The organism is Variovorax sp. P1_H12_2, assembly GCF_056405335.1.
Genome location: NZ_JBFUCI010000646.1, coordinates 1 through 2,260, shown reverse-complemented (window position 1 = coordinate 2,260; position 2,260 = coordinate 1). Strand labels below are relative to the sequence as shown.

2 protein-coding genes are annotated in these 2,260 nt (G+C 71.5%); both read left to right on the top strand.

The features are described 5' to 3' along the window. The coding region (scpB, locus tag AC1D2K_RS33680) for an SMC-Scp complex subunit ScpB (RefSeq protein WP_478094652.1) at nucleotides 1-627 on the top strand (627 nt) is incomplete at its 5' end. Then, nucleotides 624-2,260, top strand: a 1,637-nt coding sequence (locus tag AC1D2K_RS33675) for a pseudouridine synthase (RefSeq protein WP_478094650.1), incomplete at its 3' end; no start/stop codon positions are given. The genes scpB and AC1D2K_RS33675, both read left to right, overlap by 4 nt.

Genomic DNA, 2,260 nt, shown 5'->3' with positions numbered 1-2,260 from the left:
TTCCAGAGCCGGCCCGAACTGCGCGATCACCTCGACCGGCTGCACCCCGAGAAGCCGCCGCGCTACACGCGCGCGGCCCTCGAGACGCTGGCGATCATTGCCTACCGGCAGCCGGTGACGCGGGGCGACATGGAAGACATCCGTGGCGTCACGATCAACTCGCTGATCCTGAAGCAACTCGAGGACCGCAACTGGGTCGAGGTCATCGGCCATCGCGAAACGGTCGGCCGACCGGCACTCTACGCGACGACGCGCCAGTTCCTCGACGACCTGGGCCTGGCGTCGCTGGACGAATTGCCGTTGATCGAAACGCCGGCGCAGCAGGGCGCGCTGATCGCCGCGCTCGACCAGGCCGCGGGCGAGGACCAGTCCTCGCTGCCGATCGACGATCTGCCGCTCGAGGCGCCTGTCCCTCCGACGGAGGTGGCCGGGCCTGAGGCGCCGGCGGAGTCTGGCCTCGTGGCCGAAGCCCAGGCCGAAGCCCAGGCCGAAGCCGAAAACGAAGCCGAAAACGAAGCCCTCGGGACCTCCGAGCCTTCGGAGTCCCTTTTCTCCCCACCCGTCGAGGCCGAAGCCGCGCCCGACGAGGCCGACACCATCGCTGTCCCTTCCGGAACCCGACCATGAGCCCCATTGATCCCGATGACGCAGCCACGCTGCCGGCCGAACCTGTGTCCGAAGTGCCCGCGGGCGAAGTGCCCGTGGAAGGCGCCGCAGCGCCGCGCAAGCGGCGCCCGCGCAAGCCCAAGCCGGTAGAGCAGGAAGTTGCGGCCGCTCCGGCCGAGCCGTCGGCCGAGGAACCGGTTGCAGCGCCGGTCGCGATCGCTGAAGAGGAAGCCGTGCTGCCGCCCCCGGCGCAGCCGGCTGAAGTGCGTGCCTCCGAGGCCGGTTCGCAGGACGATGACGAAGAAGAGGAAGAAGAGCCGGACGAGGAGGAGGACGACCTCGACCGCGCCCGCCGTGCCGCCGAGCGCGAGCAGCGCAATGCGCCGCCGCCCGAGCCGATCCGCTTCGCCGACGTCATTTCCGGCCAGTTCGACGCCGACGAGGAAAGCCCCGAAGTGCCGCCGCTCAAGCGCGTGCTGCTGCCCGAGGCCGATTCGCCCAAGCTGCACAAGGTGCTGGCGCAGGCCGGCCTGGGCTCGCGGCTCGAGATGGAGCAACTGATTCTGCAGGGCCGGATCTCGGTCAACAACGAACCGGCCCACATCGGCCAGCGCATCCAGTACGGCGACCAGGTCAAGATCAACGGCAAGCCGATCCGCTACCGCATCGCGCCGCCGCCGCCGCGTGTGATCGCCTACCACAAGCCGGTCGGCGAGGTCGTGACGCACGACGATCCGCAGAACCGCCCGACCGTGTTTCGCAAGCTGCCGCGCCTGCAGCAGGGCAAGTGGCAGTCGGTCGGCCGGCTCGACCTGAATACCGAGGGCCTGCTGCTTTTCACCAGCTCCGGCGAGTTGGCCAATCAGCTCATGCATCCTCGCTTCGGCCTCGAGCGGGAGTACGCCGTGCGCGTGCTCGGCGCCCTCAGCGCCGAGGAGAAGAAGCGCCTGCTCGAAGGTGTGCGCCTGGACGACGGCATGGCCCAGTTCGGCACCATCGAGGAGGGCGGCGGCGAGGGTTCCAACTGCTGGTACCGCGTCACCATCTCCGAAGGGCGCAACCGTGAAGTGCGCCGCCTGTTCGAGTCGGTCGGCCATGCGGTCAGCCGCCTGATCCGCATCCGCTACGGCGCGATGGTGCTGCCGCGCGGCCTCAAGCGCGGTGCCTGGATGGAGCTCGACGAACGCGACATCCAGGCGCTGTTCCAGGCCGCTGGCAACGGCGGCGACCGGCCGCCGCGGCACGGCGCGGGGCCCAAGGGCCAGGGCCAGGGCCAGGACAACGGCGGGCGCAACAACCGCAACCGCAAGCGCCGCGGCAATCGCAACGGCGGCGCCGGCGGCGCGCAGGGTGACGAGCGCGAGCCGATCCCGAACCCGCTGGCGCACGGTCCGGGCGCGCGTCCCGACCGCGGCGGCGGCAAGGGCCCGCCCCAGGGGCGCCGCAACAACCGCGGCGACCGGCAAGGGCAGGGGCCCGGCCCGGGCCAGCAGGGGCGCAATCGGCAGGGCGGCGAGGACCGCGTGCCCGGCGGCGCCAACCAGCCCGATCCGATGAAGACCTCGCTGGGGTACATCGGCGCCGACAGCTTCTCGCGCCAGCGCAAGGACCAGCGTCAGGGCCCGCGTCGCGGTGGGCCGGGCGGCGGTGGCGG